This is a genomic window from Phytomonospora endophytica (assembly GCF_014202425.1).
Taxonomy (GTDB): Bacteria; Actinomycetota; Actinomycetes; order Mycobacteriales; family Micromonosporaceae; genus Phytomonospora; species Phytomonospora endophytica.
In genome coordinates this window covers 131840-155680 of record NZ_JACHGT010000004.1, presented here as the reverse complement: position 1 = coordinate 155680, position 23841 = coordinate 131840, and the positions used below count along the sequence as shown (strand labels likewise).

Below are 23841 nucleotides of genomic sequence, written 5' to 3'. Positions count from 1 at the left end.
TGCGAGGCCATAGCGAACACGGGGGGTGCGCGGGCAATGACGTCTTTCTCGCTGGACGGCAAGACGGTCGTGGTGACCGGTGGGGCACGCGGTCTGGGAGCGGCGTTCGCGACCGCGATCGTGGAAGGCGGCGGCAGTGTCGTCATCGCCGACGTCCTCGACGACGAGGGCGGCGCGCTCGCCGGGCTGCTCGGCGACGCCGCGGTGTTCGCGCACCTCGACGTGACCGACGAGGCGCAGTGGGCGTCGGCCGTCGCGACGGCCACCGACACCTTCGGCGGCCTGCACGGACTGGTCAACAACGCCGGCATCTCCACCGGCCAGTTCATCGAGAAGGAACCCCTCGACCACTTCGAGCGGGTCCTGCGGATCAACCTCACCGGCGTGTTCATCGGCATGAAGGCCGCGATCGCGCCGATGCGCGCGGCCGGCGGCGGGTCGATCGTCAACATCTCCTCGGCCGCGGGCCTGATGGGCCTCGCCCTGACCGCCGGGTACGGAGCCTCCAAATGGGGCGTGCGCGGGCTGACGAAGGTCGCCGCCGTCGAGCTCGGCACCGACCGGATCCGCGTCAACTCGGTGCACCCGGGCATGACCTACACGCCGATGACCTCGGCCACCGGCATCCAGACCGGCGAGGGCAACTACCCCAACACGCCCATGGGCCGCGTCGGGCTGCCCGAGGAACTGGCCGGAGCGGTCGTGTACCTCCTGTCCGACGCCGCGTCCTATGTGACCGGCGCCGAGCTCGCCGTCGACGGCGGCTGGACGACCGGGCCGACGGTCCGCTATGTCATGGGTCAGTGACAGTCACTGACTAATACCCCGTTATTCAAGGGTTTTCCCTACTGGCGCCGGTTAGGCACCTTTCAATACCGTCTGAAAGGTCCTCACGGACACCGCGAGGCGACAGCGACGGTGTCCGTCGGCCCACCCGCGACCCGGCACGGTCGCGTACCCAAGGGAGACCCCCGTGTTATCCAAGAGAGCGCTCCGTCTTCTCGTCGGCACCCTCACCTTCGTGCTCGCCCTGGCCGGCGCCCAGTTCGCCACCCAGTCGGCGGCCGTGGCCGACCAGAGCGTCAACGTCCGCACGGTCTACTACACGGCGTACGCCTACAGCTCCCAGTCGAGCCAGGCCGCCTCGATCTGGAACAGCGCGGCGCCGAACGTGCGCATGGTCAGCTCCGGCAGCGGCAGCATCCGCATCTACGGCACGACCGGCGGCGGCTCCCGCGCCTACGTGTGCGGCCTGGGTTGCGCCACGATCTACATCGACAGCCGTGACATCGCCGCCGGCCACAACGCGCTGCGCATCGTCGCCCACGAGATCGGGCACGGCCTCGGCCTGCCCGACACCTACAACGGCATCTGCTCGTACCTGATGTCGGGCGGCAGCGCCGGCACCGGCTGCTCGAACCCGTACCCGAACGCCGGTGAGGCCAACCGGGTCAACCAGCTGTTCAGGTCCGCGGCGACGTCGTCGGTCGGTCCGTTCGTGTCCGACGTGTACGACCCCTCGCTCGTTCGCGCCACGGTGTGATCGATCGTGGCCGGCCCGTCGTTCCCCGGGCGGGCCGGCCACCTCTGAGCAGGACGAACTGGATCGTCACCGACAGCGTCGGCGCCAGCCACACCCCGGGCAGGCCGAGCGGGACCGACAACCCGAACGCCAGGGGGACCTGGAGGAGGGTCCCGGTGAGCGTGACGGCGAAGAGTCTCCCGCCCGCGCCCTCGCCGAGCCGCACGCCCGTCGAGGCGATGAGGCAGGCCAGGACGAGCAGGTAGGGCGCCATCCAGCGCAGGTAGGAGACCCCGGCGGCGACGACCTGCGCGTCGTCGGTGAACACCCGCATCGCCCACGGGCCCGCGACGAAGGCGGCGACGGCCGCGACGGTCCCGGCGCCGAGGCCGATGAGCAGGGTTTCCCGCGCGATCGCGTCGGTCCCGCCGCCCGCACCCCGCGTGTGGGAGGTGTGGATGGTGGCGGCCTGGCGGATCGCGTAGAAGCCCATGGTCGCCGTGTACATCGCCTTCGTGCCGATGCCGTAGGCGGCGACCGCGACCGGCCCGAAGCGGGCGACGGCCGCGACCATCACCAGCGCGCCCACCATCCGGGTGGCGAACTCGGCGGCCATCGACACCCCCGTGGCGGCGATCCGGCGCGCGTCGGCCCAGACCTCGCCGAGTGGGGCGGAGGCTCGGGTTCTCGCGCGCAGCAAAAGTAGTCCGGCGGCCAGGGCGATGAGCCGCCCGGTGACCGTCGCGACCGCGGCGCCCGCGACGCCGAGGCGGGGAAACCCGGCGAGGCCGTAGATGAGCAGCGGGTCGAGGACGAGCAGGACGGCGTTGCCGAGGACGGCCAGCCGCATGGGCGTGCGCGTGTCGCCGAGTCCTTTGAAGATCCCGTTGACGGTGAGCTGGGCGAAGTACACCGCGATGCCCGGGAGACCGACGGCGAGGAAGGCGACGGTCATCTCGCGGGCCTCGCCGGGCGCGGCGAAGACCGCCCCGATGTGGTCGCGGGCGAGCCACCCGCCCACCGCGACGACGGGTGTGACGAGCGCGAACAGCAGCCAGGTCGCGCGGATCGCCGTGCGCACGCCGGCGTCGTCGCCGGCGCCTCTGCGGCGGGCGATGAGGACGGTCGCGCCGAGTTCGACGACGAGGATCACGCCCATCAGCGCGTTCTCGACGTTGGTGGCCACCGCGACGGCGGCCACGGCACCGGCGCCGAGCCGGGCGACCCAGGCGATGTCGATGACGCCGGCGACGACCCCGGCGAGCAGTTCGAGGTAGACGGGACCGGCGAGGGAGAGGAGTCGGCGGCGGTGCATGAGGGGCGCTCCAATAACTCGAATCGTGTTACCTCGAATCGAGGTGCCTCGGAACGATATAGCCTGGGAGCCCGGTCGACAAGTGGATGGAGTGCGCGTGCTGACGCTGGCGATCCTGGGTTTCCTCTACGAGGAGCCGCTGCACGGCTATGAGCTGAAGTCGCGGATCTCGGCGCTGACCGGGCACGTCAAGCCCGTCAGCGACGGCGCCCTCTACCCGGCGATCGCACGCCTGGAGAAGGGCGGGCTCCTCGACCGGCGGACCGAGTCGGGCACGGGGGCCGCGCCCCGGCAGGTTCTGACCCTCACCGACGGGGGCCGCGCCGAGCTGCTGCGGCGACTGCGGGAGCCGTCGCCGGTCGACATCACCGACCGGAACAGGTTCTTCACCGTGCTCGCGTTCCTGCGCCACCTGCCGTCGGCCGGGGACCAGGCCGCCGTGCTGCGCCGCCGCCTGGAGTTCATCGAGGCCCCGGCCGGGTTCTTCGTGCGCGACGGCTCGCGTGTGCGCAGCGGCGACGTCGCCGACCCCTTCCGCAAGGGCATGGTCGAGGTCGCCCGCGCGACCTCGAAGGCCGAACGCGAATGGCTGTCGAGGACCATCGCCGAACTGGCGTCTTGACAGTGACTAGATGGCGGGCTAGCCTCAGCATGACAGTAACTTGACACTGACTAGATAGGATCACGCGGTCATGCTGGACGACACCGGACGCATCCTCGCCGGAATCATGCTGCTCACCATCGTCACCATCGAGTTCGGCGGCTATTTCATGACCAAGATCGTGCGCGGGCAGGTCCCGATGACCGACTTCCAGAAGTCCTTCGCCCGTGCCGGCCACGCCCACGCCGGAGTGCTGGTCATCCTCGGCCTCGTCGTCCAGCTGCTCATGCCGTCGACGACCCTCACCGGCCCCGCCGCCTGGGTCGCCCGCCTCGGCGTGCCCCTCGCCGCGATCCTCATGTCCGGCGGCTTCTTCGCCGCCTCGGCCGGTAAGGACCGCACGCGACCCAACAAGGCGATCGCGATCCTCGGCCTCGGCGCGCTGTCGCTCGCGGCGGGCGTGGTGACGCTGGGGGTCGGGTTGCTGGTGGCCTAGCTCGCGCCATGCCACGACTGACCGGAACCTTCGACCTGACCGGCTGGGAGCCGACGACCGTAGACGACAGTCCCGGCGCCCAGCTCGGCCGGGCGCGCATCACCAAGGCCTTCCACGGAGACCTCGAAGGCGGCACCAGTCTCACCGAGATCCTCACCTTCGCCAACGCCGCCGAGACGCTGCGGACCTACGTCGGCCTGGAGAAGTTCACCGGCACGATCGACGGCCGCACGGGCTCCTTCGTCCTCCAGCACGAGGCCCGCGCCGACGGCGACGACGCGTCCCTGACCTGGCGCATCGTGGCCGGCTCCGGCGCCGACGGCCTGGAGGGGATCAGCGGCGAGGGGACGATCGAGATCAGCGACGGGGTGCACCGGTTCACGCTGGAGTGCGAGTTCTAGACGCGGGCGACTCCATGTACCATCTGGTACATGGAGTTCACCGCCACCACCACCTCCACCGCTTCCAAGGCCGCGTGCTGGGCCGTCCTCACCGACATCGCCGACTGGCCGAACTGGACCGCCTCGATCACCGCCATCGCGCCCGTCGACGCCCCCGAGCTGGCCGTCGGCCGCCGCTACCGCCTCACCCAGCCCGGCATGCCCGTCCTGACCTGGACGGTCACGAAGCTTGACGAGGGCGAGTCCTTCGACTGGGAGGCCCGCTCCCCCGGCGTGCGCACCCTCGGCTGGCATCGCATCAGCCCCGACGGCGAGGGCACCCGCATCGACATCGGCGTGCGCCAGACCGGGCCCCTCGCCTGGCTCTTCGGGTTGCTCGGGGGCGCGAAGACCCGCCGCTTCATGACGATGGAGGCCGCCGGACTGAAGGCCGCCGGTGAGTCCCGCTGAGGCCCTGCTCGACCGTTGCGTCGAGTACCTGCGCGCCAACGGCTTCCGCGACCACAGCCTCCGGCAGATGGCCGCCGCCGTCGGCACCAGCCACCGCATGCTCATCTACCACTTCGGTTCGCGCGAGGGGCTGCTCGCCGAAGTCGTCGCCCGCGTCGAGGCCGAACAGCGCGCCGCCCTGGCGTCGCTGAAGGACCAGATCGACCCGGTCGAGGCGTCGCGGGCCTTCTGGCGCGGCATCACCGCCCCCGGCCTCGCCCCCGCCGAACGTCTCTTCTTCGAGGTCTACGCGCTGGCCCTGCACTCCCCCGGCTGGAGCACCGACTTCGCCAAGACCGTCATCGACGCCTGGCTCACGCCCCTGACGGAGCTGCTCGTCGCACACGGCGTCCCGGAGGCCGCCGCGACCGCACGGGCCCGCCTGGCCATCGCGACCGCGCGCGGCCTGCTCCTCGACCTGCTCCTGACCGGCGACCGGGACGGGGTGGAGGCGGCGGCGGAGGCGTTCCAGGGGATGTTGTTCGGGGACCGTTGAGCACGCGTGATGCGGCACGAGGCGCAGGGGACCGGCGCGGCCGTCCCGGCTCCGGGAAGGCCGCACCGGTCCTGGTCATTCACCCGGCCTCATCGCGGATCCGCGCGAGCGTCCGTCCGCTCGCGATGTGCACCCAGGCGGTCCATCCGTCGTACTTCGAGCCGATGAGCTCCGCACAGGCCTTCGAGGGCGTCGCGAATCGACGGCCGTCGGCGAGTCCGGTCGAACAGACGCCTCCAAGCGATGTTGTTCCCCCCACCCTGACCTGCGCCGGACCCTCCCCGCCGGTGCGCCCGCGCGCGTCCGGTGTGTCATCCTCGAAGACGTGATCGCTCCCCTGACTCTCGGCAAATACACCGTTGACCCGCCCGTGGTGCTCGCGCCCATGGCCGGGATCACCAACGTCGCCTTCCGTCAGCTGTGCGCCGAGCAGGGGGCCGGCATCTACACCTGCGAGATGGTCATGACGCGCGCGCTCATCGAGCGCAACCCGAAGACCACCCGCATGGTCGCCTTCGGCCCGAACGAGTCGCCGCGCAGTCTCCAGCTCTACGGAGTGGACCCCGTCACGGTCCGCAAGGCCGTCGAGATGATCGTCGACGAGGACCTCGCCGACCACATCGACATGAACTTCGGCTGTCCCGTCCCGCGCGTCACCAAGAAGGGCGGCGGCTCGGCGATCCCCTACAAGCGCCGCCTGTTCGAGCAGATCGTGCGCGCCGCCGTCGGCGCCGCCGGCGACATCCCCGTCACCGTCAAGATGCGCAAGGGCATCGACGACGACCTGCTCACCTACCTCGACGCCGGCCGCATCGCCCAGGACGCGGGTGTGGCGTGGGTCGCCCTGCACGCGCGCACGGCCGCGCAGCGCTACTCCGGCGAGGCCGACTGGACGGCCATCGCCGCCCTCAAACAGCACCTCGACGTCCCGGTCCTCGGCAACGGCGACATCTGGGAGGCGACCGACGCCCTGCGCATGGTCGACGAGACCGGCTGCGACGGCGTCGTCGTCGGCCGCGGCTGCCTCGGCCGCCCGTGGCTGTTCGCCGACCTCGCCGCAGCGTTCAAAGCCCGCGCCGAAGGCCGCGAACCCCGCGACGACGAGCGCGTCCTCCCCCACCTCGACGAGGTCGCGCGCATCATGCGCCGCCACGCCGAACTCCTCGTCGCCTGGTACACCGACGCCGGTGAACCCGCCGACGAGGGCACGACGCTGCGCCCCGAGAAGCGCCGCAGAATCGGCGCCGAGGAGCACGGCTGCACCGACTTCCGCAAGCACGTCGCCTGGTATCTCAAGGGTTTCAGCGTCGGCAGCGACACCCGCCGCGCCCTGGCCATGATCTCCTCGCTGACCGAACTCGACGACCTGCTCGGCGGCCTCGACACCGACCAGCCCTTCCCGACGTCGATCCTCGGCCAGTCCCGCGGCCGCACGAACTCCCCCGCGCGGGTCCAGCTCCCCGAGGGCTGGCTCGACGACCCCGACGACGACACGGTCCCGTCGGGCGCCGACCTGGAGCACTCCGGCGGCTGAGGCCTAGCTGCCCCGCTTCGCCACCGACCAGTCGCTGATCTTGGGGCTCGCGAGCATGACCAGGGCCAGAATCCCGAGGAAGCCCCCAAGGACCACCGGGGCGATGCGGATCCAGAACTCGTTGGGGTAGATGCCGCTGTTCTCGTCGAACAGGGCCAGCATGATCTCGCGCCAGCCCCCGGCGGCCTCCCAGATGCCCGCACCGGCGGCCGCGGCGGCGAACACGCGACCGAAGTCGGGGTTGACGAACGCGAGGACGGCCGCGCCCGCCGCGCCGAGACCCATGACGATGAGGAAGACCCCGCGGACGTTCGTGATCGACGAGAAGGGCGCGCCGCGCGGCACGATGTCGGCGAACTCCATGATCGCGCCGACCAGGAAGAGCAGCGCGAGCCCGCCGAGGGCGACGCCCGCGACCGTCGCGCCCGTCGGACGCGTCCCCGCGACCGGCCGGACCGGCATCGGGCCGGCCATCTGCGGCGGGGGCGGAGGCGGGCCCATCCGGCCGGGCGGGCCGGGCGGCGGGTAGGCCTGCGACGGCGGATATCCCGGGGCAGGTGGTTGCATGCTCATGGCGCGTGATCCTAACCGGCTCGGCCTCCGGCGACCTTGAGCGGATCTTGAGCGGGCCTGACCCGGCGGCACCGTAGGATGGTCGTCGTCTCCCGAGCCCGCCCCTCCAGGAGCCGCCACCGTGCTGATCCGCCTCATCGGTCCCGTCACGATCGCCGCCGTGGACAGCACCACGCGGATCGGCGCGCCCAAACGCGCCTGCGTCCTCGCGGTACTGGCGGCCGAGCCGGGCGTCCCGGTCTCGCAGCGCGACCTCATCGACCGCGTCTGGAACGGCGAGCCGCCCGAGACCGTCACGAGCGTCCTGTACAGCTACATCGCCCGCCTGCGCGCCGAGCTGCGCCCCGCCGGGGCCACCATCGACCGGGCCGGGCAGGGCTACCTCCTCGCCGCCGACGCCGACGCCGTCGACCTCCATCGCCTGCGCGCCCTGGCCGCCAAGGCCGCGACCGCCGACGGTGAGGCCCTCGAACTGTGGCGGCGCGCGTGCGCGCTCGCCCAGGGCGAACCGCTCGCCGGGATCGGCGGGCGCTGGGCAGAGGAGTTCCGCGCGACCTTCGACCGGGAGCGCTCGGGACTGTTCGCCTCCCGCTACGCCGCCGAACTGGCCGCCGGCCGGCACGCCGCCGTCGTCGACGAGCTCGCTGCCCTGGTCGCCGACCGTCCGCTCGCGGAGCCGCTGGTCGGGCATCTGATGCTCGCCCTGTACCGCTCCGGTCGCCCGGCCGAGGCGCTGCATCGCTTCGAGGCCACGCGGATCCGCCTGCGCGACGAGCTGGGCGCCGACCCGTCGCCGGAGCTTCGGGGACTGCACAAGCGCGTCCTCGGGCAGGATCTGGGACTGTCCACAAGGGCCGGTGGCGCTTCGGTCGCGCCCGCCCAGCTGCCCGCCGACATCGCCACCTATACCGGCCGCGACGCGGACCTGGCCGCGCTCTCCTCGGCCGCCGCACGCGGTCGCACGATCCTCGTGACCGGCCAGGCGGGCGCGGGCAAGACCGCGCTGTCCGTCCACTGGGGACATGCGAACCGCGCGAGCTTCCCCGACGGGCAGCTCTACATCAACCTGCGCGGCTTCGATCGCGGTGACACCGTCACGCCCGGGGACGCGCTGGCCCGCCTGCTGCACGCCGTCGGAGTGACCGACGTCCCCGCCGACGTCGACCACGCCGCCGAAGTGTTCCGCGCCCACACGAACGGGCGGCGGATGCTCGTCGTCCTCGACAACGCCGGCACCGCCGCGCAGGTCCGCCCGCTGATGCCGGGAACGGGCTGCCTCACCGTGGTCACCAGCCGCGACAGGCTCCCCGGCCTCGTCGCCGTCGACGACGCGGTGGCCGTCGCGCTGGGCGTGCTCGCCCGGCCGGACTCGATCCGGCTGCTGCGCCGGATCCTCGGCGAGGTCGGCGACGCCGACGCCGACGGGCTCGCCGGACTCTGCGGCGACCTGCCCCTCGCGCTGCGCATCGCGGCGGCGAACGTGGCGGGCGGCGTCACCGGCGGGATCGGCCCGTACGTCAGGGATCTCGCGGACCGCGACCGCCTCGCGCTGCTGTCCGTGGACGGTGACCCGGATGCGACCGTGACCGCCGCGCTCGACCAGTCGTACGCCGCCCTCGACCCGGCGGCCCGGGCGCTGTTCTGCCGGATCGGCGCGACACCCGGCGAGGACGCCTCCGTCGACCTGATCGCCGCCGTATCGGGTGAACCGACCGAGACGGCCGAGCGCCTCCTGCGCCGGCTCGTCCAAGCCCACCTCGTCGACGAGTACCGGCCCGGACGCTACCGCACCCATGACCTGGTGCGGTTGTACGCCGCCGCCCGCGCGGAGGCCGAACTCGGTGAAGCCGGTGTCGCCGCCGTCGCCGACATGTTCATCGACTGGCACTTCGCGCATCGGCTGGACAACGCCGTGGCCGAGGAGGCCAACCTCTTCCGCGCCTGCGACACCCTCCGGGAACACCCGCGGGTGTGGAACCTGGTCAGCCGCTTCATGGACGCCGTCGATGCGGGCCGCTTCCTCGACCGCGTCGACGAACTGGCAACGCTGGGGCTGCGCAGTGCCGTGCGCGCCGACGACGCCCACGGCGTCTTCCAGATGCAGAGCCTGCGCGCGAACTGGCTGCGCACCCGGGGCGAGAGCGCCGCCGCCATCGAACTCGGCAGGCACATCATCGACCTAGCGGCCGATCTCACCGATCTCCAGATGATGGTGGCCGTGGGCAACCAGGGCCGCCGGCACAAGGAGGCGGGTAAATTCCCGGAAGCCGTCCGGTTGCTCAGCGAGGGCATCGAACTCGCCGCCCAGGTCGGCAGACCGTACAACGAGGTCTCCTTCACCTGCACGCTCGTCCAGGTACTCGTCCGGCGCGGCGAGGTCGACCGGGCCCGGAAACACGTCGATCGCATCGAAGCGATCGACATCACCGGTGGCCCGGGGAGCTTCCTCGTCCAGCGCCTTCTCGCCCGGGCCGAAGTGGAAATCGCGTCCGGTGACGTAGTCGCCGCGCTGGACGTGCTCGGCGAGGTGATCGCCACGGCCGAGTCCGCGTCACCCCCGTACCACCAGCGCTGGTGTTACTTCCTCGGAACGCTTCTCGTCCGTGCCGGCCGCGCGGACCTGGCGCGGACCGTCTACGAGGCCAACCTCGCCTACCTGCGCTCGATGCCGACGAACATGGCGCACCTGCCGGGAACCCTGTGCTATTACGCCGAGGCGCTCAACGAACTCGGGGAGCACACGCGTGCCCTTGAACTGGTGGCCGAGGCCGAGGGCCTGTGGCAGCTGAAACCGCCGTACGCGGGACCGTTGACGGACCTGGTCCTCGCCAAGGCACACAACGGTCTCGGTGAGCACGAGCGGGCGCTCCCGCACGCGCGATCGGCGGCGGCCGCGTACGGCGCGATGCCCGCGCTCGATCAGGAGGCCGAGTCGCTGCGAGCCGTGGAGACCGCGCGCGCCGGGCTCGCGGCATGGGCGCGCGAGCATCCCGCCGCGGTTTCTTGAGCCGACCTTGAGCCGACCTTGAAGCGACGGGCCGTCCGGCGTTTCCGCTGTTAGCGTGGCCGCGATCGCTTGTACCGCACGTCAAACGGATCGGAAGCAAAGCCCCATGCACCCCCTCGCGCGCGTTTTCCAGATCGTGCTGCTCGTCGCCGGAATCTTCTTCGTCATCGTCGGCTACAGCATCTTCTACGAGGACTACGACCAGGTCGGCACCGACGTCACCGGCGGCTGGAGCTGCTCGGCCGAGAACGAGAAACAGGTCTGCACGACCGACGGCCTCACGCTGACGTCCAAGACCAAGGACGAGGCGCACATCAACATCGGTGCCGGGCTGGCCCTGATCCTGGGCAGCGTCGGGGTCGCCGCCGGCGGCAGGCGCAAGGCCGAGGCCAAGCCCCCGGTCGGCGTTCCGCCGCAGCAGCCGATGTTCCCGCAGGGTCCGCCGCCGCAGGGGCCGCCGCCCCCGCCGCACGGCGCTCCCCAGCAGTACTGAGAACCGGGGGATTCCCTCGTGCACACGGGGGCACGAGGGAATCCCGTTCGCCGTCAGGTGACGGTGAATCCGTCGAACTCCACCGCGCCCCGGGCGCCGGACCCGCCGTTGGCGGCCGTCATGAACAGCCCGGCATCGAGCGGAACCCCTGCGGGCACGACGAACGAGCCCGCGTCCGTCCACTTCGTACCGTCGGCGCTGCACGAGCCCGTCACGGTGTCACCGACGCGGGTCAGCCTGACCCACAGGGGAGCCGAGAAGCCCGGCGCCTGCAGGTTGCGGTCGATGGTCCCGTCGTTGTTGGAGTCGTGGGCGAAGACGCAACCCTTGTCCGGTGTCAGCGCGATGTTGGCGAAGCCGCGGCTGATGTTCCCGGACAGGTCGGTGCCGATGATCAGTCCCGAGCGCGCCCACGGACCGGTGCGGTCCTGGCTCACCACCCGCGTCGTGATCGTCGTGCCGTCGGTGAGCACCCCGTCGCGGTAGATCGCCCCGAAGTGCTTCGTCGTGCCCCACAGGTCGTTGCCGCCGCCGTCGATGAGATAGCGGTCGCCGACCTGCCCGAAGACCGAGCTGTTGGTGGTGCGCGTGAGGTTCGGCGCCTCGACGGTGGTGACACGCACGACCCGGACCTTGTTCACCGACGTGCCGGTCGACGCGGTGGCCGTGACCGTCATCCGCGCCAGCGGCGTGTCCGCCGCCTCGGTCGCGTCGACGGTGAAGGTCACCGTCGCCGAACCGCCGGGGGCGAGGTCGGGCACGTCCACCGTCGGCTGACGGACGTGCAGTCCCGACCCCTCCGGGACGGTCAGCGTCGCCGATCCACCGGTCGCGGTGGCGAACGGTTCGGTGTTGCGGACGGTCGCGGTGACCGTGGCGGTCGACCCGTCGGGGACGGTGCCCGGGCTGACCGTCGCCGTCGAGGTGAGCGGTTCGGGGTTGGCGCGCAACAGATCCAGGATCCGTTCCGCGATGGCGTGGACGTCCCCGCGCGGTTTCATGGCGAGCCGGCCGTGCTCGGCGGACCAGTCGGTGCCCACGGCGTACCAGTGGAAGGCCTTCGGGGCGCGGTCCTCGGCGAGGGCCGCCGACAACTCGTCGAAGTAGGCCCGCCAGCGCGGCAGGTAGTACGTGCCGATCAGGCCCGACCATTCCCGGTTCGCGTAGTCGGCGAGCCCGGCGTTGAAGCCGTCGCGGGTTCCCCAGACCGTGAGGAGGGTGCGGGCGCTGGTCTCCAGGGCGTCGGCCTGCTCCCGGTTCTCGCCCCACGAGCGCGCGTCGGCGAGCCAGGGACCGAGCATGGTCTGGCTGTTGGTGGCCGCGAGGGCCTCCATCAGTTCCATGGAACGGATCCAGAGTCCCGACAGGCGCTCGAACTCGGCGGCGTCCTCGCGGTCGAAGGCGCCCTTGATCTGCGGCAGCAGCGTGCGGCTGCGGTTGGACAGGACCTGCCGGGCGACGTCGACGAGGTCGTAGCGGTAGGCGGAGCTGTCGCGGAGATCCTCGTCGACGTCGAGCATCGCGGGGAGGGCCGCGGCGAAGGCGGTGGGGTTGTAGCGCATCTTCTTGGGCGACCAGATCGACGGCGTGTCGGTGGTCAGTGAGGGCTGTGCGCTGAACAGTCCGCTTTGCGGCTGGGTGAAGCCGTCGGGGGGCATGGCGTAGGCCGTGGCGCCGATGGCCCGCCAGGCCGCCTTCGCCGAGGCGTCGCCGCCGCCGTAGCGGCGGGCCGCCCAGTCGGCGAACCAGTCGGCGGGCGCGACGGGTCCGTCCCGCCAGGCGAGTCCGGTGATGTAGTCGAAGGCCGCGGGGTTGTTGTCGCTGGCTTCGGGGATGAGGGCGATGCCGTCGAGGGTGCTGCCGGATTCGGCGCGCCAGCGCCAGAAGCGGTCCTCCCAGACGGCGGTGTTGGCGCCCATCGTGGTGTGGCCGCCGTAGTTCCAGATCGCACCGAAGGCCCAGGTGCTGTCGGGCCAGTCGCGGTTGCGGTCGGTGTCGGTGTAACGGTCGGAGAGGCCGTCGACGATGAAGATGCGGGAGCGGTCGATGGCGGCGAGGGTGTCGGGGCGCGGGTTGCTCTGCCAGCCGAGGAAGACCCAGATCCCGCCGGGGCGCGCGGTTTCGAGCGCGTCCTGGACGGCCTTGCTGGCCGGGCCGACCGGTACCGGGCCGGGCGTACCGCCTTCGTGCAGGAGGTCCATCTTGTAGTGCGTCGTGGCGCCGAAGAGCCGCTTCGAGCTGTCGTAGAAGGCTTCGGCGACACGGGCGAAGGCCGGGCTGGTCGGGTCGAGCCAGTCGGGGCGGTCGAAGCCGACCCATTTACCCTGCGGCACCGTGCGCGCGTCGGGCACCTTGGTGGTGAAACCCGGTGGCACGGTACCGAAGTAGCCGGGCAGGACCGGGGTCATCCCGAGTTCGCGCAGCCGCTCGACGATGCGGGCGCCGAGTTCGGCGCGCTCCTCGACGAGCTCGGCGGTGACGGCGCTGGGGAAGCCCGACATGTTCTGCAGCAGCCACCAGGGCTGGTGGGTCGGCTGCGGGATCCACGCGCGCAGTTCCTCGGCGGTGTAACCGAAGCGCTGGAAGGCATCGAGGTAGACCGCCTCGGCGCCGACCGGGACGAAGACCTGGTTGATGCCGTGCAGCGCGAGGACGTCGATCTCGCGCTCCCAGTCCTTCCAGGTGCGGTAGGCGCCGGTGTAGCCGTCGTCGGTGTCGTTGAGGCCGAAGCGGTTGGCGACGCTCGCCTCCTGCCGGATCTCGCTGTCGGGCAGGGGAAGCCGACGCGGAAGCCGGTCGAGGGAGTCGCCGTTCCAGGACACGTCGACGCCGGCGACGCGGTCGAGGTAGGCGTTGACGCCGGACAGGAGCGCGCTCGGTGTCGTCGCGGCCACCTGGACGCGCTGCCGCGAACGGCCGATGACGAAGCGCTCGGTGCCGTCGGCCGGCAGCGCGCGAAGCGTGAACTGGTCGGCCTTGCGGTCGCCGAGGACGCGTTCGAGCAGGTCCTCGACCGGGTCGGTGTCCCAGGCGTCGTGGTGCGGAGGGTCGGCGGCTACGGGGACGGCGGCCGCCGCGACGGAGACGAAGGCCATGACGACGGGAACGATCACACGTAACAGGAAGCGCACAGAATCCACCTCAGTCCAAAGTTACGAACCAATCGTTACTAAGCTAGGGATCGGGGGTGTGGGAGTCAAGGGCGTGTTGGTCCGGAATCGTTGTGGCCCAAGGTTTCTCGCGCCACCCGACCCGCGAACCCCAAGGGCCGGGGCGGCGTCGGGCGCGGGCGGATCCGTCAGACTCCGGATCCGCCCGCGCCGCCGTGGCCGGTGGTCGATCTCGCCGCCGGGCGACTACGCCCACGTGCTGCCTGCACAGAACCGAACCCGGCCTCACCCGTTGGTCATCGTGTACCAGGTCGGGGCGAACGCCAGCAGGATCAGCGCGGTGACGACCGCGGCCGAGGCGAGCACGCGGGCCGTGGTCAGCGGCCTGGGCTCGACGGGCCTCAGGCTCCAGCGTCCGACCGTCGTGAACACCGCGATCCCCGCGAGGACGACGTTGGCGGGGAGCAGCGAGTACTCGCCGCGCATGATGTGGAACCCGGCGGCGAGGATCATCGTCAGCGCCAGCCCGGCACCGGCGAGCGGCGTCAGTCTCGGCAGGACCCGGGTCATCGCCGGCAGGATCAGGCCGATGCCGCCGAGGACCTCGACGAGGCCGATGAACACGATGAGCGGCTGCGACACCGCCGCGTACCAGGCCACGGCATCGGGCGCCGACGCGTACAGGGCGTCGTCGTACAGCAGGACCTTCCCGAAGCCGCTGCCGGCGAAGAAGAAGCCGCCGACCACCTGCACGACCCACAGTGAGCCGTTCAGGGTGAATCGCCGGCGGCGGGCCTCGGGACGCCGCTCGGTTTCGGCGGTGACGAGAGGTGCGGTGCTGGTGTGGGCGTTCATGGCTTGCGGTCCCTTCTTCGAGTCGCTCCCGGCGAGCCGTTCGCTCACCCGGACCTCGTGACGGGAGTCAGTCGACCACCGGGGCCAGGGAACACGCACCTCTCGTGGGACACCCTGGGACACGCCGAACGCGGCCTGGCTGCGTGAACGGCGGCCTGTTCCACCGCGATGCGCTGGGACGACCCGCCGCTCCTCGGCGTTGGTCCGGGCCGGTCAGGCCGCGGTGTCCTTCGCCAGCCGCCGTTCGGCGCTGTCGAGGGCCATCCGGACCGCGCCCAGCGCCACGCCCTGTTCGCGTAGGGCCGAGACGCGCAGCTCGACCGGGACGAGCAGCAGCCGCCGCAGGTGCCGCCGGACGGCGTCGAAGAGCACCGTCCCGGCCCGCGAGACGCCCCCACCGACGACGACCAGACCCGGGTCGAGGATGAGCAGCTGCGCGGCGAGACCACGTGCGAAGCGGGCCGCGACGACATCGACGGTGGCCACCGCATCGGCGTCGCCGCCTTCGGCGGCCGTGAAGAGGGGCGCGATGTCGCCGTGCTCCAACGCGGCCCGCAGACCGGCGCAGCGTTCCACGGCCAGACCGAGGATCGCCCGCGCGCCGACGAGCCGCTCGAAGGAGCCGAGACCGTCGCTGGCCTGCGGCGGCTCGGCGTCGATCGGCGTCACCAGGTCCAGGAAGCCCAGTTCACCGGAGGCGGAGTTGGCGCCCCGGTAGGGCTTTCCGCCGATGACGATCCCCGAGCCGATCCGCTCGCCCCACTGCACGAACAGCAGGTTGTCGCTGGTCTCACCGCGCCAGCGTTCGGCGACGACGGCGAGGTTGACGTCGTTGTCGATGTGCACCGGACAGCCGAGCCACTCCCGCAGTTCCGCGAGCAGCGAGACACCCGCCCAGCCCGGGATGCTCGGCGCCAGCACGACCTCGCCGCGCTCATGGTCGACGACACCGGGCGTGCCGACACCGACGGCCCACAGATCGCCCGGCGCGACACCGGCCTCGTCGGCGGCCTCGACCAGCGTCGTACGCAGCAGTCCGGCCAGTTCGGGACCGGTCTGCGCGGGCGGTCCGACCACCCGGTGCTGCGCGCGGACGTTCCCGGCGAGGTCGGTGATCATGACGAGCACCTTGTGCGGGCCGACGTCGATCCCGGCGACGTGGCCGAGTTCGGCGCGGAAGCGCGCCCGCACGGCCGGTCGCCCGACCCGCGAGTCGTTGCCCTCGAAGAACTCCACGATCCCGGCGTCGGCGAGCAGCCCCAGCGCCCGCGTCACCGCCGGACGGGACAGTCCCGTGGCGCCCATCAGGTCGGCGACCCGGGCGGTGCCCCCCGCCGAGGCGCGCAGCGCGCCGAGCACGGCGGTCGCGTTCATTCGCCGCAGCACGTGCGGCCCGGTCGCGGCGAACCCCGACATCCCACTCCCTCCACGGCGCCGTCCGGCGCGGTGTCGAACATACCGCCGTTTCAAACGGTTCGTTAGTAAGGCCGCCCCGGCATGCCTCCATCCTGTGTGGACCGTCCACATAGCTCTTCGGTCGGGCGGTCCCTAACCTGGCCGTAATCCGGGCGAAACGGCCCGGGTCACGTCTTAAGGTTCGGAGCTCCACCATGACCATCAGACGCCTGCTCCCCGCTCTGGCGAGCCTCCTCGTGCTCATCACGGCGACGATCCTCGTCACGGCCGCCCCGGCACGGGCCGCGACGCTGCGACCGGTCGCCTCCTTCGGATCCAACCCCGGCAACCTCGCGATGTACTCCTACGTGCCCGAGGGTCTGCCGGAAGGCGCGCCGCTCGTCGTCGTCCTGCACGGTTGCACCCAGACCGCCGCTGCCTACCACGCCGCTTCCGGGTGGCAGAAGTTCGCCGACGCGTGGCGGTTCGCGCTGGTGTACGCCGAACAGAAGACCGCCAACAACGCCAACCGCTGCTTCAACTGGTTCCTCCCCGGTGACACCGCGCGGGGCCAGGGCGAGGCACTCTCCATCCGGCAGATGGTGACGCAGGCGATCGCGGGCAACAAAAGCGATCCGGCCCGCGTGCACGTCACCGGCCTGTCCGCGGGCGGCGCCATGAGCGCCGTCATGCTCGCGGCCTACCCCGACACCTTCGCCGCGGGCTCGGTCATCGGCGGCATCCCCTACCGGTGCGCGGCCGACGTCGTCAGCGCCTATTCCTGTATGAGTCCCGGCGCCGACAAGACCCCGGCCGCCTGGGGCGACCTCGCCCGCAACGCATACCCCGGCTACACCGGGCCACGGCCCAAGGTCGCGATCTGGCACGGGACCGCCGACTACACCGTCGCCGTCCGCAACGCCGAGGAGTCAAGGGATCAGTGGACCGACGTCGCCGGAGTCCCCGCGACGCCGACCGCGACGACTCAACTGCCCGCCGGCACCACGATGGAGACCTACGGCGGCGACAGGGTCCGCCGCTACCTCGTCTCCGGCATGGGCCACGGCACGCCCGTCGATCCCGGCGCCGCCGACGAACAGTGCGGAACCGCCGCCGCGTACTTCCTCGACACCATCTGCTCGACGTACCACGACGCCGTCTACTTCGGACTCAAGACCGGCGGCACGACCCCCACGATGCCCCCGAGCGCGACCCCGACTCCCGCACCCGTCTGCGAGACGGCGAGCAACTACGCCCACACCGTCGCCGGCCGCGCCTACCAGGCCGGCGGACGGGCCTACGCCCTTGGTTCGGGGCAGGACATGGGGCTGTGGAACGTCTTCACGGTCACGTCGCTGCGGCTCGTGCGAGCCGGGTACTGGACCGTCGGCTGCTGAGCTAGAACAGCCCTTCCTCCGCCACCTCGAACTCCGGGTACGACACCGGCCGCCGCTCGGCCTCCGGCCTCGCCAGCTCCTCGGCGAGGCCGCGGGCGGCGAGCCGGTCGGCGCGCTCGTTGCCTTCGTTGCCCGCGTGCCCCTTCACCCACAGCCAGGTGACGTCGTGCTCCTTGACGGCGGCGTCGAGGGCACGCCAGAGCTCGGCGTTCTTGACCGGCTTCTTTCCCCTGGTACGCCAGAAGTTCGAGCGCCACCGCTCGATCCAGCCGGTGATGCCGTCGCGGACGTACTGCGAGTCGGTGTGGATGACGACGGTGCTCCGCCGCTTCAGGCCGCGCAGCGCCTCGATCGGAGCGGTGAGCTCCATGCGGTTGTTCGTCGTCGGCCCGACGTCGCCACCGCAGAGCTCCTTCTCGTGCTCTCCACAGAGAAGCAGGGCACCCCAGCCGCCCGGGCCGGGATTGCCCTCGCAGGCGCCGTCGGTGTAGATGTGCACGATGTCGTCGTCGGTCACAACGGGACGATAGCGGCCGACGACGCCGGCACGTCCTTCCCCGTCAGCGAGTCAGCCGGAAATGCGCGAGCTCCAGACCCGGCGCGGGCGAGCTGATGCCGGTCGGTGTGAAGCCACCACGGGTGTAGAGCGTCACCGCCGGAACGTTGGCCGCGCCGGTGGAGACGACGGCGTCGGCGGTGGGGTTGGCCTCCAGCAGGTGGGTGAGCAGCGTGCGCGCGAGACCTTTGCGGAACCAGCCGGGATCGACGCAGAGGCGGTCGATGTCGATCGTGCCGTCGGCCTCGAACCGATAGGCGATGAAGGCGACGGGCAGGCCGGTCACCGGATCGCCGACCCCCAGCCATCGCAGCGGTTCGGCCCGCATGTCCACAAGGGACTCGTGCAGGGCCGGAATGCCGTCGAAGGCGATGATCTCGGCCTCGACGGCATAGGAACGCCGGCCGACGGTGTGAACCGCCTCGGCGACGCGGTCGTCGCTCAGATCGAGCGGGGTGGGCTGCATCGGGTCACCGTAACCTGATCTTCAGCGGGTCGTCCATGGAAATGGAACCGGCCCGGCGTGCCCTACGCCCCGGCCACCGCCGCCACCCGGTGCCTCCCCAGCGGGATCACCATCGGCGTACCGCTTCGCGGGCAGGGCATCACGTCGCACTGGAGTTTGAAGACGTCCTCGACGACCTCCGAGGTGATGACCTCGCAGGGGTCGCCTTCGGTGACGATGGCGCCCTGTTTCATCGCGATGACGTGGTCGGCGTAGCGGCAGGCGAGGTTGAGTTCGTGCAGCACCATCACGATCGTGGTTCCGGTGCGGTTGTTGAGATCGGTGAGCAGGTCGAGCACCTCGACCTGGTAGTTGATGTCGAGGTACGTCGTCGGCTCGTCGAGAAGCAGGATGTCGGTGCCCTGCGCCAGGGCCATGGCGATCCAGACGCGCTGGCGCTGCCCACCGGAGAGCTGGGTCAGCTTGCGGTCGACGAGTTCGGCGGTGCCGGTCGACTCCAGGGCGTCGGCGACGGCCTTGTCGTCTTCGGCGCTCCAGCGCGCGAACCAGCCCTGGTGGGGGTAGCGGCCACGGCTGACGAGGTCGCCGACGGTGATCGACTCCGGCGCGACGGGCGACTGCGGGAGCAGGCCGATGATCTTCGCGACGTCGAGGCTGCGCATGTCGTGCACTGCCTTGCCGTCGAGCACGACGGATCCCGCGCGGGGCTTGAGAAGGCGGGCGACACCGCGCAGGAGGGTCGACTTCCCGGAGGCGTTGGCGCCGATGATCGCGGTGATCTTCCCGGTCGGGATCCTCGTGCTGACGGCCTTGACGATGTCCTTGTCCTCGTATCCGAGGGTCAGGCCGGCGACGTCGAGGGTGTGGAGGTCGGTCATCACGCTGCTCCGCTTCTGTTGGCACGGATGATGATCCACGCGATGTAGGGCGCACCGACGAAGCCGGTCACGATGCCCGTCGAGATCGGCGTGGCGAGAACGTGCTGTGCGGCCAGGTCGGCGAACTGCACGATGAGCGCGCCGACGGCGGCGGCCCGGAAGATGCTCTCGTCGGCGCGTCCGGAGATGCGCGTGGCGATCGGGCCGGCCATCAGCGCCACGAAGGCGATCGGGCCGGCGGCGGCGGTCGCGAGCGCGACCAGGACGACGGCGGCGAGCATGAGCAGGGCGCGGTCGACGCGGGTGTTCGCGCCGAGGGCGGTCGCGGTCCCGTCGCCGAGTTCCAGTACCCGCAGGCGTTTCCCGAGCATCGCCGACGCGGGCAACAGAACGGCCAGCGCGATCGCGAGCGCGATGATGTCGCTGGTCTTGGCCATCCCGACCGAGCCGATGAGCCAGGTCATGGCGGCGCGGGCGTCGTTGAGGGTGGCGCGGGCGAGCAGGTACGACGTCAGCGACGCCATCAGCGCCGAGACCCCGATGCCGACGAGGATGAAGCGGTAGCCGCTGATCCCGCCGCGTCCGGCGAGGAAGTAGATCGCCGCGGCGGTGGCGAATCCGCCGAGGATGGCCGCGAGCGACAGCTGGTAGCCGGTGAGGTTCCACAGCACGAACCCGGCGACGACGGCGACGTTGGCGCCCGAGGAGACGCCGAGGAAGTCCGGTGAGGCCAGGGGGTTTCGCAGCAGGCGTTGGAAGATCGCGCCGGAGGCGCCGAGCGCGAGGCCGACCACGACGGCCGTGACGGCCCGCGGCAGCCGCAGTTCGTAGATGATGAAGGTGTGCCACTTCTCCGTCGGCGAGCCGATCGTGGCGAGCACGACGTCGATGGGTGCGACGGTGACGCTGCCGAAGGTCATCGAGAGGATGAAGACGACGGCGACGGCGATCGTGAGTCCGGCCGACAGCGCCAGGCCCCAGCGGGCGCGGTTGCGGCGGTGGGCCCGGAAGGAGCGCGTGGGTTCGATCGTCTTGGTCACAGCTGCACCAGCCTGCGGAATCGGGCCAGGGCGATGAAGGCGGGTGCGCCGACGATGCCGATGACGACGCCGACCTGTAGTTCGCCGGGGGCGGTGACGACGCGGCCGGTGATGTCGCAGGCGAGCAGCAGGACGGGCCCGAGCAGCGCCGAGTACGGCAGGATCCAGCGGTAGTCGGGACCGCAGATGAAGCGGGCGATGTGCGGGACCATGAGGCCGAGGAAGGCGATCGGCCCGGCGGCGGCGGTCGCGGCTCCACATAGGACGGCGATGATCGCGAAGAGGATCGAACGGGTCAGCGCGACGGGCTGGCCGAGCGCGCGGGCGACGTCGTCGCCGAGGGCGAGGGTGTTCAGGGGCCGCCCGGCGAACAGCGCGAGCGCCGAGCCGGCGATGAGGAAGGGCGCGAGCTGCCAGAACACGGGCATGAAGCGGCCCGACAGCGCGCCGACCTGCCAGAAGCGCATCTCGTTGAGGGCGTCGACGTTGGCCAGCACGACCGCGGAGGTCACCGAGCTGAACACGGCGGTGACGGCGGCGCCGGCGAGCGCGAGTTTGACCGGTGTGGCGCCTTCGCGGCCGGTCGCGGCCAGTCCGTAGACGAGGACGGTCGAGATTCCGGCGCCGATGAAGGCGAACCAGACGTAGCCGCCGGCGGACTGGACGCCGATGAGCATGATGGCCGTGACGATGGCGAGCGCGGCGCCGGCGTTGATGCCCATGACGCCGGGGTCGGCGAGGGGGTTGCGGGCGACACCCTGCAGGAGGGTTCCGCCGAGGGCGAGGGCGGCGCCGACGGCGATCGCCAGCAGCGTTCGGGGAACGCGCATGTCGCGGATGACGGTGAGGTCGGGCGAAATGGCGCTCGGGTCGAAGAAGGCGTCGAAGACGGTGCCGATGGTGATCGAGCGCGAGCCGAGGGCGATGCTGAAGAACGCGAGGACCGCCAGCGCGCCGAGGGCGAGCAGGAGGCCGCCGCCCAGCCCGATCCGTTTGGCGATCGAGACTTTGGGCGGCGTCGTGGTGGTGGGGGCCGCCGTGGCGGACGGCCTCCCGGTGGCGACCATGGCTACTCGCCGGTGTTCTCGTCGGCGGACTCGATGAACGTGGTCAGCTTGTCGAGCTGGGCGGTGTAGTCGGTGTAGGTGTGCAGCCAGTACGCGGGCCAGTTGGTCATGGCGCCGGCGGCGTAGGCCTTGATGTTCGCGGCGATGGGCTGCGAGGCGAGCTTCTCCTGGCCGCCGGGGGCGTTGCGGTCGTCGAAGAGGAGGACGTCGGGCTGGTACTTGTCGGCGTTTTCGAAGCTGAGCGACTCCCAGTACGGGAACTCGGGGTCCGGGGTCTCGGGGTCGATGACCTTCAGGCCCCACTTCTGGAAGTCGAGGAGCTCCGGCGCGTACTTCGGCACGGCGACGGCGTAGACGTCGTCGTAGGGGCTGATGGCCAGCGCGGTGAGGTTCGGTTTGGCGGCCGTGGCGGCCTGGAAGCGCGCGACGGCCTCGTCGAACGTCGCCTTCGCGCTGTCGATGGCGGCGGCGTCGGCGCCGAGGGACTTGGCGAGGGTCGCGTAGCCCTCGATGACACCGACGATCGAGTCGCCCTGGGCGGGGCCGACGACGTCGGCGAGTTCGGAGAGCTTCTTGGCGGAGTCCTCGACGCCCTCTTCCTGGCCGCTGTAGACCCCCTCGGCGGGCCACCAGTCGGCGACGATGAGGTCGGGGGCGAGGGTGACGGCCTTCTCGGCGTCGATCTTGCCCCACTCCTCGCCGAGGATCTCGATGCCGGTGAAGTCGACGCCCTGGAGGCCGACGTCCTCGGCGACCTTGCCGTCGGCGTAGATTCCGACGGGCTTGATGCCGAATTCCATGAGCGCCTTGGCGGCGTAGGCGTGCGCGATGATGCGCGTGGGGGTCTTGTCGGCGGTGTAGGTCTTGCCGTCGCCGGCGGTGTAGGACCAGGCCCCGCCGGCCGAGGAGGCGTCGTCTTTCGCGTCGGCGCCGCAGCCGGCGAGGACCAGTGCGGCTGCGGTGAGCGCGGTGAGGGAGCTGAGGACGGTACGGCGGCGCATGGGGGTGGTCTTCCGGTCGACGATTAAGGGCAGGCTCACCTTACCGGAGGGATCTTCGGGCATCCACCGGCGTTTCGGGTGGTGGTGGATTCGGGGTCGCTTGGCGGATTTGCTCCGCGATGGCCGCCGCCGCGACCCAACGGTTATCAAACGGTCCGGTCATCTGGCGTCGCTACTCTCGCGAAATGGCGGCCCCACCAGGGGAAACACCGCCGATCCGACGCATGCGGAGGCACCGGAATGCCCGTCGGCGACCGTGTTCAGGAAGGCCCGTCCCTCGGCTTCGAGGAGTTCACCGAGAAGTTGCGCAAGCTCACCGTCCGGGCACTGTCGCCCGACCGGAGTGTGCGCGCGATTCTCGACAGTACGGGCAAACGTGTCGAATTCGGCTATGACGGCAGCGGCGGGCACACCGAGCGGACCCTCGGCGAGCAGGTCACGGCCGCGCTTCAGGCGATCGAGCAGGGGTATCAGCGGGCCATGTCGATCCTGCTGTCCCACGCCACCGGGGAGCCCGAACCGCTGGCCGGAACGCCGGTGCTCGACGCCCGCGGTCGCGCCTACGCGCAACGCGTCGGCGGCATCGACGTGCGGGTGGAGTCGCCACGCGGCGCCGTGGCGATCCGGCGGTCGGCGCGGCCTTCGGGCACCGAGGTGAGGATCCGGCCCAACACACTGGGCGGCCTCGGGATGAGCGACGAGCAACTCGTGGGCGAGCTCAACGCCGCGATCGCGGCCGCCGACTCCGAGTACGAGCGGCGTTTCAGCGCCGTCCAGGAGCAATACCGTTGGGAGGCAAGGGGATGAGCGCCACCGAGGTCGTCGCCGATCCCGAGGAGATGCGACGGGCGGGCATGACCCTGCTGCCCCGGATCGCCGGGCAGTACGGGGCCGCGACGGCGAAGATCGCCGCCGCGCCGACCGGACTGGCGGGCCCGTCGGGCTGGGATCTGGTCAACTTCGCCTACGTCGTACAGGAAACGCTGGCCACAACCGCTGACGCCGTCTACGACTCCGGTGTCGGGCTGTGCAAGATGGCGGCCGGTTACCAGGTCACCGACAACGTGAACGCCGAACAGTTGCCGCGCCCGGTCGACATCGACTTCCCGACCCGGCTCGATCCGAAACTGCGGACGCTCTAGGAGGAGC

The 23841-nt window shown here is 71.2% G+C and carries 24 protein-coding genes; 13 read left to right on the top strand and 11 right to left on the bottom strand.

The annotated features are described in order from the left end of the window. The first annotated feature begins 36 nt into the window (after positions 1–36). Positions 37–807 (top strand): glucose 1-dehydrogenase, encoded by a 771-nt coding sequence (locus tag HNR73_RS09995; RefSeq protein WP_184787077.1) that lies wholly within the window; start codon positions 37–39, stop codon positions 805–807. Between the two features lie 166 nt (positions 808–973). Continuing rightward, positions 974–1543, top strand: a complete 570-nt coding sequence (locus tag HNR73_RS09990; protein ID WP_203686146.1) for a snapalysin family zinc-dependent metalloprotease — start codon at positions 974–976, stop codon at positions 1541–1543. Here HNR73_RS09990 and HNR73_RS09985 read toward each other — a convergent pair. Continuing rightward, the gene (locus HNR73_RS09985) at positions 1464–2837 is read right to left on the bottom strand and encodes an MATE family efflux transporter (protein WP_184787076.1); all 1374 of its coding nucleotides are present in this window, start codon (positions 2835–2837) and stop codon (positions 1464–1466) included. The genes HNR73_RS09990 and HNR73_RS09985 overlap by 80 nt on opposite strands. Positions 2838–2934: 97 nt before the next feature. On the opposite strand from HNR73_RS09985, the gene HNR73_RS09980 reads away from it, so the two are divergent. The 6 genes from HNR73_RS09980 to dusB all read left to right on the top strand — a co-directional run bounded on the left by HNR73_RS09980 (position 2935) and on the right by dusB (position 6854). Beyond that, the gene (locus tag HNR73_RS09980; protein WP_184787075.1) at positions 2935–3459 is read left to right on the top strand and encodes a PadR family transcriptional regulator; all 525 of its coding nucleotides are present in this window, start codon (positions 2935–2937) and stop codon (positions 3457–3459) included. Between the two features lie 70 nt (positions 3460–3529). Then, positions 3530–3934: a hypothetical protein gene (locus HNR73_RS09975; RefSeq protein ID WP_184787074.1), complete on the top strand. Its 405-nt coding sequence runs from the start codon at positions 3530–3532 to the stop codon at positions 3932–3934. An 8-nt stretch (positions 3935–3942) separates the two neighbouring features. After that, a complete protein-coding gene (locus tag HNR73_RS09970) occupies positions 3943–4335 on the top strand; it encodes a DUF3224 domain-containing protein (RefSeq protein WP_184787073.1) in 393 nt (130 codons plus the stop codon). A gap of 30 nt (positions 4336–4365) precedes the next feature. Further along, entirely contained in the window at positions 4366–4785 is a 420-nt protein-coding gene (locus tag HNR73_RS09965) for an SRPBCC family protein (protein ID WP_184787072.1), read from the top strand. After that, the gene (locus HNR73_RS09960) at positions 4772–5320 is read left to right on the top strand and encodes a TetR/AcrR family transcriptional regulator (protein WP_184787071.1); all 549 of its coding nucleotides are present in this window, start codon (positions 4772–4774) and stop codon (positions 5318–5320) included. Before HNR73_RS09965 ends, HNR73_RS09960 begins: the two co-directional genes overlap by 14 nt. Positions 5321–5705: 385 nt before the next feature. After that, positions 5706–6854: a tRNA dihydrouridine synthase DusB gene (gene dusB / locus HNR73_RS09955; RefSeq protein ID WP_221330852.1), complete on the top strand. Its 1149-nt coding sequence runs from the start codon at positions 5706–5708 to the stop codon at positions 6852–6854. Positions 6855–6857: 3 nt separating this feature from the next. Here the strand turns inward: dusB and HNR73_RS09950 are convergent, their stop codons facing one another. Continuing rightward, positions 6858–7427 carry a hypothetical protein gene (locus tag HNR73_RS09950; protein ID WP_184787069.1) on the bottom strand — a complete coding sequence of 190 codons (570 nt, stop codon included), beginning with the start codon at positions 7425–7427 and terminating at the stop codon, positions 6858–6860. A gap of 121 nt (positions 7428–7548) precedes the next feature. Here HNR73_RS09950 and HNR73_RS09945 point away from each other — a divergent pair, with 121 nt between their 5' ends. Beyond that, positions 7549–10434 (top strand): AfsR/SARP family transcriptional regulator, encoded by a 2886-nt coding sequence (locus HNR73_RS09945; RefSeq protein ID WP_184787068.1) that lies wholly within the window; start codon positions 7549–7551, stop codon positions 10432–10434. Between the two features lie 106 nt (positions 10435–10540). Next, positions 10541–10927: a hypothetical protein gene (locus HNR73_RS09940; protein ID WP_184787067.1), complete on the top strand. Its 387-nt coding sequence runs from the start codon at positions 10541–10543 to the stop codon at positions 10925–10927. Positions 10928–10980: 53 nt separating this feature from the next. Here HNR73_RS09940 and HNR73_RS09935 read toward each other — a convergent pair whose 3' ends face one another. The 3 genes from HNR73_RS09935 to HNR73_RS09925 form a co-directional block, all read right to left on the bottom strand. Then, positions 10981–14058, bottom strand: a complete 3078-nt coding sequence (locus tag HNR73_RS09935; RefSeq protein ID WP_184787066.1) for an alpha-N-acetylglucosaminidase — start codon at positions 14056–14058, stop codon at positions 10981–10983. Between the two features lie 264 nt (positions 14059–14322). Continuing rightward, entirely contained in the window at positions 14323–14940 is a 618-nt protein-coding gene (locus HNR73_RS09930; protein WP_239122117.1) for a DoxX family protein, read from the bottom strand. 165 nt (positions 14941–15105) lie between these two features. Next, positions 15106–16308 (bottom strand): ROK family transcriptional regulator, encoded by a 1203-nt coding sequence (locus HNR73_RS09925; protein WP_184787065.1) that lies wholly within the window; start codon positions 16306–16308, stop codon positions 15106–15108. A 194-nt stretch (positions 16309–16502) separates the two neighbouring features. Here HNR73_RS09925 and HNR73_RS09920 point away from each other — a divergent pair, with 194 nt between their 5' ends. Further along, complete coding sequence (locus tag HNR73_RS09920; RefSeq protein WP_184787064.1) at positions 16503–17684, top strand: extracellular catalytic domain type 1 short-chain-length polyhydroxyalkanoate depolymerase; 1182 nt, start codon at positions 16503–16505, stop codon at positions 17682–17684. Between the two features lies 1 nt (position 17685). On the opposite strand, the gene rnhA is transcribed toward HNR73_RS09920, so the two are convergent. The 6 genes from rnhA to HNR73_RS09890 form a co-directional block, all read right to left on the bottom strand. Further along, complete coding sequence (gene rnhA / locus HNR73_RS09915) at positions 17686–18201, bottom strand: ribonuclease HI (RefSeq protein WP_184787063.1); 516 nt, start codon at positions 18199–18201, stop codon at positions 17686–17688. Positions 18202–18244: 43 nt separating this feature from the next. Beyond that, positions 18245–18706: a GNAT family N-acetyltransferase gene (locus HNR73_RS09910; RefSeq protein ID WP_184787062.1), complete on the bottom strand. Its 462-nt coding sequence runs from the start codon at positions 18704–18706 to the stop codon at positions 18245–18247. A gap of 62 nt (positions 18707–18768) precedes the next feature. Beyond that, entirely contained in the window at positions 18769–19584 is an 816-nt protein-coding gene (locus HNR73_RS09905) for an ABC transporter ATP-binding protein (RefSeq protein WP_184787061.1), read from the bottom strand. Continuing rightward, positions 19584–20624 carry a FecCD family ABC transporter permease gene (locus tag HNR73_RS09900; protein ID WP_184787060.1) on the bottom strand — a complete coding sequence of 347 codons (1041 nt, stop codon included), beginning with the start codon at positions 20622–20624 and terminating at the stop codon, positions 19584–19586. The genes HNR73_RS09905 and HNR73_RS09900 overlap by 1 nt, the downstream gene beginning before the upstream one ends. Further along, positions 20621–21691 carry a FecCD family ABC transporter permease gene (locus HNR73_RS09895; RefSeq protein ID WP_184787059.1) on the bottom strand — a complete coding sequence of 357 codons (1071 nt, stop codon included), beginning with the start codon at positions 21689–21691 and terminating at the stop codon, positions 20621–20623. Before HNR73_RS09895 ends, HNR73_RS09900 begins: the two co-directional genes overlap by 4 nt. A gap of 2 nt (positions 21692–21693) precedes the next feature. Beyond that, positions 21694–22731 carry an ABC transporter substrate-binding protein gene (locus tag HNR73_RS09890; RefSeq protein WP_184787058.1) on the bottom strand — a complete coding sequence of 346 codons (1038 nt, stop codon included), beginning with the start codon at positions 22729–22731 and terminating at the stop codon, positions 21694–21696. 201 nt (positions 22732–22932) lie between these two features. Between HNR73_RS09890 and HNR73_RS09885 the strand changes: the two genes are divergently transcribed. After that, a complete protein-coding gene (locus HNR73_RS09885) occupies positions 22933–23499 on the top strand; it encodes a hypothetical protein (protein ID WP_184787057.1) in 567 nt (188 codons plus the stop codon). Beyond that, positions 23496–23834, top strand: a complete 339-nt coding sequence (locus HNR73_RS09880) for a hypothetical protein (protein WP_184787056.1) — start codon at positions 23496–23498, stop codon at positions 23832–23834. The genes HNR73_RS09885 and HNR73_RS09880 overlap by 4 nt, the downstream gene beginning before the upstream one ends. Positions 23835–23841: the final 7 nt, after the last annotated feature.

Excerpts from the sequence above, each read along its gene's own strand:
- HNR73_RS09995 (WP_184787077.1), top strand. The coding sequence starts at position 37 with ATGACGTCTTTCTCGCTGGACGGCAAGACGGTCGTGGTGACCGGTGGG.
- HNR73_RS09985 (WP_184787076.1), bottom strand. The coding sequence starts at position 2,837 with ATGCACCGCCGCCGACTCCTCTCCCTCGCCGGTCCCGTCTACCTCGAA.
- HNR73_RS09975 (WP_184787074.1), top strand. The coding sequence starts at position 3,530 with ATGCTGGACGACACCGGACGCATCCTCGCCGGAATCATGCTGCTCACC.
- HNR73_RS09970 (WP_184787073.1), top strand. The coding sequence starts at position 3,943 with ATGCCACGACTGACCGGAACCTTCGACCTGACCGGCTGGGAGCCGACG.
- HNR73_RS09965 (WP_184787072.1), top strand. The coding sequence starts at position 4,366 with ATGGAGTTCACCGCCACCACCACCTCCACCGCTTCCAAGGCCGCGTGC.
- dusB (WP_221330852.1), top strand. The coding sequence starts at position 5,706 with ATGGCCGGGATCACCAACGTCGCCTTCCGTCAGCTGTGCGCCGAGCAG.
- HNR73_RS09950 (WP_184787069.1), bottom strand. The coding sequence starts at position 7,427 with ATGAGCATGCAACCACCTGCCCCGGGATATCCGCCGTCGCAGGCCTAC.
- HNR73_RS09940 (WP_184787067.1), top strand. The coding sequence starts at position 10,541 with ATGCACCCCCTCGCGCGCGTTTTCCAGATCGTGCTGCTCGTCGCCGGA.
- HNR73_RS09925 (WP_184787065.1), bottom strand. The coding sequence starts at position 16,308 with ATGTCGGGGTTCGCCGCGACCGGGCCGCACGTGCTGCGGCGAATGAAC.
- HNR73_RS09920 (WP_184787064.1), top strand. The coding sequence starts at position 16,503 with ATGACCATCAGACGCCTGCTCCCCGCTCTGGCGAGCCTCCTCGTGCTC.
- HNR73_RS09910 (WP_184787062.1), bottom strand. The coding sequence starts at position 18,706 with ATGCAGCCCACCCCGCTCGATCTGAGCGACGACCGCGTCGCCGAGGCG.
- HNR73_RS09905 (WP_184787061.1), bottom strand. The coding sequence starts at position 19,584 with ATGACCGACCTCCACACCCTCGACGTCGCCGGCCTGACCCTCGGATAC.
- HNR73_RS09895 (WP_184787059.1), bottom strand. The coding sequence starts at position 21,691 with ATGGTCGCCACCGGGAGGCCGTCCGCCACGGCGGCCCCCACCACCACG.
- HNR73_RS09885 (WP_184787057.1), top strand. The coding sequence starts at position 22,933 with ATGCCCGTCGGCGACCGTGTTCAGGAAGGCCCGTCCCTCGGCTTCGAG.
- HNR73_RS09880 (WP_184787056.1), top strand. The coding sequence starts at position 23,496 with ATGAGCGCCACCGAGGTCGTCGCCGATCCCGAGGAGATGCGACGGGCG.